This window comes from Streptomyces zhaozhouensis (assembly GCF_900230195.1).
GTDB classification, from domain to species: domain Bacteria; phylum Actinomycetota; class Actinomycetes; order Streptomycetales; family Streptomycetaceae; genus Streptomyces; species Streptomyces zhaozhouensis.
In genome coordinates, this window is sequence record NZ_OCNE01000012.1 from 207,775 (window position 1) to 215,559 (window position 7,785).

General features: G+C 71.6%; 7 protein-coding genes. 4 read left to right on the plus strand and 3 right to left on the minus strand.

What is annotated here, in order from left to right; genetic code table 11:
* Positions 1-10: 10 nt before the first annotated feature.
* Entirely contained in the window at positions 11-2,629 is a 2,619-nt protein-coding gene (locus tag CRP51_RS30000; protein ID WP_170970593.1) for an ATP-dependent Clp protease ATP-binding subunit, read from the minus strand.
* Positions 2,630-2,855: 226 nt separating this feature from the next.
* Positions 2,856-2,993: a hypothetical protein gene (locus tag CRP51_RS28910; protein ID WP_170970594.1), complete on the minus strand. Its 138-nt coding sequence runs from the start codon at positions 2,991-2,993 to the stop codon at positions 2,856-2,858.
* A gap of 209 nt (positions 2,994-3,202) precedes the next feature.
* Here CRP51_RS28910 and CRP51_RS18145 point away from each other — a divergent pair, with 209 nt between their 5' ends.
* The 3 genes from CRP51_RS18145 (at position 3,203) to CRP51_RS18155 (ending at position 5,942) form a co-directional block, all read left to right on the plus strand.
* Positions 3,203-4,153, plus strand: a complete 951-nt coding sequence (locus CRP51_RS18145) for a 1-aminocyclopropane-1-carboxylate deaminase/D-cysteine desulfhydrase (protein WP_097232288.1) — start codon at positions 3,203-3,205, stop codon at positions 4,151-4,153.
* Positions 4,154-4,220: 67 nt separating this feature from the next.
* Positions 4,221-5,066, plus strand: coding sequence for an alpha/beta fold hydrolase (locus CRP51_RS18150; RefSeq protein ID WP_097232289.1), 846 nt, complete (start codon positions 4,221-4,223; stop codon positions 5,064-5,066).
* Between the two features lie 300 nt (positions 5,067-5,366).
* A complete protein-coding gene (locus CRP51_RS18155; protein WP_097232290.1) occupies positions 5,367-5,942 on the plus strand; it encodes a DUF5919 domain-containing protein in 576 nt (191 codons plus the stop codon).
* Between the two features lie 61 nt (positions 5,943-6,003).
* On the opposite strand, the gene CRP51_RS18160 is transcribed toward CRP51_RS18155, so the two are convergent.
* The gene (locus CRP51_RS18160; RefSeq protein WP_097232291.1) at positions 6,004-6,378 is read right to left on the minus strand and encodes a hypothetical protein; all 375 of its coding nucleotides are present in this window, start codon (positions 6,376-6,378) and stop codon (positions 6,004-6,006) included.
* A gap of 761 nt (positions 6,379-7,139) precedes the next feature.
* Between CRP51_RS18160 and CRP51_RS18165 the strand changes: the two genes are divergently transcribed.
* Positions 7,140-7,568 carry a tellurite resistance TerB family protein gene (locus CRP51_RS18165; protein WP_245880654.1) on the plus strand — a complete coding sequence of 143 codons (429 nt, stop codon included), beginning with the start codon at positions 7,140-7,142 and terminating at the stop codon, positions 7,566-7,568.
* The last annotated feature ends 217 nt before the right edge of the window (positions 7,569-7,785 follow it).

A 7,785-nucleotide genomic window follows, 5' to 3' on the forward strand; every position in this document is an offset into this window, starting at 1 on the left:
TCCTCCCGACCTACCCCTCCCCGGCGGCCTCCGTGTCCCGCGCGCCTTCCGTGTCCCGCGCGCCCTCCCCGCCGCGCGTCGCGCGGAAGTCCAAGCGCCCGTCCGCCACGTCCACGGTCAACGCGGTGTGCGGGGCCAGCTCCCCGCGCAGCAGCCGGCGCGACAGCTCGTTGGTCACCTCGCGCTGGATGGTGCGCCGCAGCGGCCTGGCGCCGTACTCCGGCTGGTAGCCGTGCTCGGCGAGCCAGTCGACGGCGGCGGGGGTGAACGTGACCGCGACGTCCTGCGCGTGCAGTTGGTGCCGCGTCTCGTTCAACATCAGGTCGGTGACCTCGCGCAGTTGCGCGCCGGTCAGCTGGCGGAAGATCACGATCTCGTCGATCCGGTTCAGGAACTCCGGCCTGAAGTGCTCACGCAACGGCTTCAGCACCCGTTCCCTGCGCTCCTCGTCACCGCTCTCTGCGTCACCACGACCGAAACCGGCCCTCGGACCTCGTGCACTGATCGCTTCGGAGCCGAGGTTGCTCGTCATCACGATCACGGTGTTGGTGAAGTTGACCCGCCGGCCCTGCGCGTCGGTCAGCCGGCCGTCGTCCAGCACCTGGAGCAGGATGTTGAACACGTCCGGGTGCGCCTTCTCCACCTCGTCGAGCAGCAGCAGGGAGTACGGATCGCGGCGCACCGTCTCGGTCAGCTGACCCGCCTCCTCGTGCCCGACATAGCCGGGCGGCGCGCCCACCAGCCGGCTGACCGTGTGCCGCTCCTGGTACTCGCTCATGTCCAGCCGGACCATCCGCTCGTCGCTGCCGAAGAGCGCCTCCGCCAGCGCCCTGGCCAGCTCCGTCTTGCCGACGCCGGTAGGCCCGAGAAAGAGGAAGCTGCCGATCGGCCGGTTTCCGCTGGCCAGCCCCGCGCGGGAGCGCAGCACCGCGTCCGCCACCGCCGAGACCGCCTCGTCCTGGCCGATCACCCGCTCCTTCAGCCGGCTCTCCAGGCCGAGCAGCCGGTCCTTCTCCTCCTGCGTGAGGCTGCTCACCGGGATGCCGGTCCCCCGCGAGACCACTTCGGCGATGTCGTCCACCGTGACCTCGGCGATCCGGTCCCGGTCCTGCTGCCCGCGCCGGCCGCGCTCCTCGACGCGCCGCTCCAGCTCGGCCAGCCGGTCGCGCAGCTCACTCGCCCGTTCGTAGTCCTCGGCGGCGACCGCCTGGTCCTTGTCGCGGCCGACCTGCTCCTGCTCCCGCTGGAGCGCCCGCACGTCCCCGCTCGCCGTCGAGGCGCGCATCCGCACCCGGGCGCCCGCCTGGTCGATCAGGTCGATCGCCTTGTCCGGCAGGAAACGGTCGCTGAGATAACGGTCGGAGAGCTGGACCGCGGCCAGCAGCGCCTCGTCGCTGTACCGCACCTGGTGGTGCGCCTCGTAGCGGTCCCGCAGCCCGCGCAGGATCGTCACCGCGTCCTCGGTCGTCGGCTCGGGCACCAGGATCGGCTGGAAACGGCGGGCCAGTGCCGCGTCCTTCTCGATGTACCGCCGGTGCTCCTCCAGCGTGGTGGCGCCGATCACGTGCAACTCGCCCCTGGCCAGCGCCGGCTTCAGGATGTTCGCGGCGTCCATCGAGCCGCCCTCGCCGCCCCCGCCGCCGGCACCGACCACCGTGTGCAGCTCGTCGATGAAGACGATCACCTGGTCCGACTGGGCGCGGATCTCGTCGATCAGCCCCGTCAACCGCTCCTCGAAGTCGCCCCGGTAACGGGTGCCGGCGACCAGCGCCGAAAAGTTCAGCTGCACCACGCGCCGCCCCAGCAGCACGTCCGGCACGTCGCCCTCCGCCATCCGCTGCGCCAGCCCCTCCACGACCGCCGTCTTGCCGACGCCGGCCTCGCCGATCAGCACCGGGTTGTTCTTCCCGCGCCGGGCCAGCACCTCGACGGTCTGCTCGATCTCGGCCTCCCGGCCGATCACCGGGTCGATCTCGCCGTCCCGGGCGAGCACGGTCAGATCCCGTCCGTAACGGTCCAGGTTGGGCGTGCGCCCGCCCCCGCCGGGGCGCGCCCCGGCGCCCCGTTCCGCGTTCCCGCCCCCCTGCGCGCCGGGCGGCGGGCCGGCGGCCGACGCCTCCGGATCGAACCTGACGGCGTCCAACGCGCGCCCCGCCGTCGAATCCTTGTTCGCCGCCAGCGCCAGCAGCAGATGCTCGGGCCCGATGTAACGCGCGCCGGAGGCCAACGCCACCCGGTGCGCGTCCAGCAGCGCGCGCTTGGCGGCCGGACTCACCGAGATCGACGTGCGCGTCGGCCCCTCGCCCGCGTGGCTGTCGATCTCCTCGGCCAGGGTGTCCGGGTCGGCGCCCGACCGCGCCACCATCGAACGCGTCGGCTCGGCGGCGAGCGCGGCGCGCAGCAGATGCTCGGTGTCCAGGTCGTCGCTGCCGTGCTCGGCCGCGTAGGAGGCGGCGCCGGACACCAACTGCCAGGCCGGCTCGCTCATCAGCCGCAGAAAGTCGCGGCCCGCGCCGTCGCGAGGCGGGCCGGCGCCGCCGGGCGGGACGCCGGCGCCGCCGAAGAGCCGCGCCAGATACTCCCCCAGCGGATCGCGGCCGAAGTCGTCAGAACCCAAGGAACTCGTCATCGCTGCCACCTGTAGGCCGGCGCACCGGCCGAATCGCTCGCTGGAACAGTGCCAGCGCCGAGTTCCCCCAACCCGCTACCTCAACACACCGGGATCGCGTGGCTCGGGTGGTTGGTCACCCGCGCCTCGGTGGTCGGCTGGCCGCCCGGTGCATGGGTGGCGGGTCGCGGACGACCACGGTGCGGCACCGGCCGGGTGGGTGGTCGTCCCCGAAACCCCCGGAGGGCTACGCGTGGGGTGGGGAGCAGGCGCTGCTCGACTGGCAGGAGTAGCCCCTGCCCTTGCAGTGCCAGCAACGGTGGGGGGCGACGACACCCTCCGCGTCACCGTTGTTCGAGAGGTAGAACGTCTCCTTGACGTCCATCCGCTGACCGCCGCAGCCACGGCACTGCGGATGGGGGCCAGGGCATCTGAACTGCCATCTTCTGGTCACGACTCGGTGGCCTTCCGTATCGGTGGGGGCGATTCGGTGGGGCGATGCGGCGACGCGGGCCCGTGGGGGACACCGCTCGCGTCGCTCCTACCCGCTCCCGAGGCGACGGATTCCTGTCCGCACTTCGTACGCTTGTGCAGATGTTGTCGACGTCCCTCACACCGCCCTCCCCCGTGCAGCCCGTCGCGGAGCCGCTGCTGGAACGGGCGGGGGTCACGTTGCGCCTGAAGCGGGACGACCTGATCCCCCCTTCCGTTTCCGGCACCCCCCGTGTCTCCGGCAACAAGTGGCGCAAGCTCCGCCCCAACCTCCGCGCCGCCCGCGCCGCCGGCCACGACCGGCTGCTGACGTTCGGCGGCGCCTACTCCCACCATCTGACGGCCACCGCGGCCGCCGCCCGCGACGCCGGCCTGGCCAGCGTCGGACTGGTGCGCGGCGACGAACTCGCCGAACGCCCCCGCAACCCGGCCCTCGCCGCCGCCGCACGCGACGGCATGGAGCTGGTCTTCCTCAGCCGCGCCGAGTACCGCGACACGCTGCGCGCCCTGCGCGACCCGGCCACCGCGTCCGCCACCACCGCCCGCCTCACCTCCCGCTTCGGCCGCGCCCACGTGCTGCCGGAGGGCGGCTCCAACGCCCTCGCCGCGCACGGCGCCGCCGAGATCGTCACCGAACTCACCGACCTCGGCCCCCGGGACGTCGTCTGCTGCCCGGTCGGCAGCGGCGGCACCCTGGCCGGCATCGCGGCCGCGCTCCCGCCCGGTGCCCGCGCCCTCGGCGTCGCCGTGCTCAAGGGCGGCGAGGGCTATCTGGAGTCCGAGGTCACCGCACTCCACCGGGCCGGCTGGGACGGGCGGGCGTTCCCCCGTTGGGAGATCGACCACGCCCACCACGGCGGCGGCTACGGTCGGATAACGCCCGAACTCGCCGCGTTCACCGACCGGTTCGAGAACGACCACGGCCTGCGCCTGGAACGCCGCTACGTCGCCAAGGCCCTCAGCTGCCTGTACCACCGCGCGGCCGACGGGGGCTTCCCGCGCGGCACCCGCCTCACCCTCGTCGTCACCGGCGCGCCGGGCCCCTGCGACTGAACGCGCGCCCGCGGGTGTCAGGATCGAGGACGACCCGCGCCGCCGAACAGTGAGAAGAGCACCACCGATGACCCAGGGCTGGGAACTGTCCGAAACCTACGAGAGCACCTCGGGCCGGGTGCGCTGGCAACGCCTCGGCGCCGCGACCGCCCCGCCCGTCGTCCTGCTCCACGGCACGCCGTTCTCCTCCTACGTCTGGCGCGGCATCGCCCGCGCGTTCGCCGTCGACCACCGGGTGTACGTCTGGGACATGCCGGGCTACGGCGGCTCCGCCAAGTTCGAGGGCCAGGACGTCTCGCTCGCCGCCCAGGGCCGCGTCTTCCGTGAGCTGCTCGACCACTGGGAGCTGACCGAACCCCTGGTCGCCGCCCACGACTTCGGCGGCGCGGTCGCGCTGCGCGCGCACCTTCTGCACGGCGCGCGCTACCGCCGCCTGGCGCTGGTCGACCCGGTCGCGCTGGCGCCCTGGGGGTCGCCGTTCTTCCGCCTGGTCGGCGAGAACACCTCGGTCTTCGAGCAGTTGCCGCCCAACCTCCACGGCGCGCTGGTCCGCGAGTACATCACCACCGCGAGCGGCCCCGGCCTCCACCCGGCCGTTCTCGAACGCCTGGCCACCCCCTGGCTCGGCGACGAGGGCCAGCCGGCCTTCTACCGCCAGATCGCCCAGGCCGAGCAGCGCTTCACCGACGAGATCCAGGAGCGCTACCCCTCGCTCGACCTGCCGGTCCACATCTGCTGGGGCGAGGACGACACCTGGATCCCCGTGGCCCGCGCCCACGAACTCGCCTCCCTCATCCCGGCCGCCACCCTCACCCTCATCCCCGGCGCCGGCCACCTCGTCCAGGAGGACACCCCCGCCGAACTCACCGCCGCCCTCCGCACCTTCCTCACGGCGGCGGGGAACGCCGGCTGAGGACGCGGCGCTACGGCCGCCCGCGTGCCGACCTTCCCGTGCCCCTGGACGTCTCGTTCACCAGGTCGGCCCTGGCGAACGCGTCGAGCCGCATGTCGGCCTGGCGATCGAGGCGCTCATGGGCGGGCAGACTCACTACCTGGAGTCAGGCCGCCCGCTCGGACAGCCGGGCGGGCGCCCGGTCTGACGCCAACTGCCGCACGGCAGCGATACGTTGTGCCGCCTTCGGGTGGACCCGGCTTCGTTCCGCACGCGCGAAACCGCGAGGACGCCGCAGCGGCGTTGGGAGTTGAGGCAGAGATGTTGTGGCCCAGGATCGTGCGGAACAGCGTCAGGACCGGGTCCGACCGGGAGATCGTCCGCAGCTATCCCTACCGTTCGGCCTGCCCCTCGTCCGTCTGGGGGGAGTTGACGCAGGGCGCCACCGAGGACATCACCCTCGCCGGGTTCACCAACTACTTCCTGTGGCTTGACCAGCCCGCCTACGTGGACACCCTGCGCCGAAAGGCCGAGGCCGGCTGCCGCGTGCGGTTTCTGCTCGGGGACCCCGAGGGTGAGGTGACGCGCCAGCGGGAGGCCGTCGAGGACGTGGCGCTCACGGTGTCGACCCGCATCCGGATCACGCTGGAACACCTGGCCAGACTCGGCGACGTCCCGGGCGTCGAGGCCCGCTTCTCGGCCGCTTCGGACGCCACCAACCACGTCTCCCTGTCCGTCTTCCGCTTCGACCGGGACGCGTTGGTCACCCCGCACCTGGCCCGCGTCGTCGGCCACGACTCACCGATGCTGCACCTGCGCCGCCAGGAGGAACGCGGCCTGTTCGACCGGTTCGCCGACCACGTCGAGGAGCTGTGGGAGCGCGGGCGGGAGGTCTGAAGGGCAACCGTGACGCCAACCGGCGCCCCACGGCAGCTATTCGACCGCCGTGGCGCATCGGTCACCCGAAGTACTTCACGACCGTCGCGGGAGGAGAACCGTCCCGGACCCATCCGGTCCGGATGTGCACAGAGACGCGTGCGAACTCCTCCCGACTGTAGCCGTGGGTCTCACGGTCGAAGTAGTCATCGCCGTCGCCGGGTGCGATTTCCATCTTCCCGGTCTCCAGGGAAAGCTTGCAGAAGGTGTCCGGAATACCTTCAGGCGTGGTCGAAAGCGTCTCCCTTTTGTTTGTGACGAGGGTGAGATGAAATTTGCGCTCTCCGCCGTCGAGGAGAACGTGATATTGGTGTGCGTCACCCAGGCTGCTGGTCAGCATGGCGCAGAAAGACATCATGGTGAGATCCTCTTCGGTCGCGGCAGTCTCGGCCGTCACGTGCCGCAGCCTCATCGTCCCAGAACAGGCCCGCGTCGAGGGTGGCTTGGTGTGCCTCACGGTAGCTTGGATTCCCCGTCTCTCTCATGGAGTCGGATTCGTGGAGTTCATGACGGAGTAGTACGATGTCGGTCGGTTGCGGGTCGCCGTTCCTCGGGCTTTCCCAAGCTTCCGCGATCCCGGGGATGGAGTGGAATTTGGCCATTTCGGCCGGTTTCCAAATGCTCGTGTGGCCATCGAGCAGATGCTCGTCTTCGCACAGATGGTTCTTGATTCGCGTGATCCTCGTCGCGGGAGGTACGAAGCCCGCTGGCAAGCCCGCCGAGCGTGGTGATGCCCTTGAAACCTGGGATGCGGTCGAGCGCTGAGAACACGACACGAGGCGCCCGACTTCACCTCCGGCGTACTTGATGAGGGTGCCGGTGAGGGCGGCGGCGCGGACGACCCAGGCGAGGGGCCCGGTGATCACGATGACGATGCCGAGGACGGCGACGATGACCTTGCTGATCCCGATACGAGGGTGTCCCGGTTGTCGGTGAACCCACTTGCGGGGGGCGTCGGAAGCCGGGCATCGCCGAGCGGGCCTCCCACTCCCACATCCCGCCACGGCGGCCCCCTGCCCCCCACCCCGGGCGGCCGTGGTCGGTCGGCGGATGGACTACCGGGGGGTAGGCGGAATAATCGCTTCAGCGGGGGATGCGACCGCGAGGTCCGGGGCCGGGTGACGGCCCGCCGGTGCGAGGGGGTTGGGTGATCGAGGAGTGAGCAAGGAGATCCAGGACTGGCTGGCCCAGCGGAAGGCGGCGTTCCGTGGCGCGCCCTACCGGGACGCCAGCATGGCGATGTGCGCGCTGGTGGCCACGGCCGACGGCTCGGTGCATCCGGCGGAGCGCAAGCGCGTCGAGTCGCTGATCGAGGGGCACGAACGGCTGAAGCACTTCCCGCCGGACCAGCTGCTGAGGCTCTTCAACCGGCACATCGACCGGCTGAGCGGCGACTTCCGGCGGGCGAGGGGCGGGGTGCTGCGGGAGATCGCGAAGGTCAGGGACCAGCCGGCGCTGGCCAGGGCCGTGATCCGCACGGGGGTGGTGATCGCGGGCGCGGACGGGCACTACGCGCACGCGGAACGCCAGGTGATCCACGAGGTCTGCCAACTGCTCAACGTCTCCCCCACCGAGTTCGGCCCCTGACCCGCGCCGGGGCGGCGCGCCGCGCGCCACACGCCCCGACCCGAATCAGGACCCGAAGTCGAACGAGGGCGCCGGTGAACCGCAAGAGGCCCCCGGCGCGTGCGAGGCCCCCGGCACGCCTACTTGGGTTCTAGGGGTCGTCGCAACACCGCCTGGTTTCAGGTGGTGAGTAGATCACGTAGACGCTCGGCTGGGGTATCCCAGCCGAGCGTTTTGC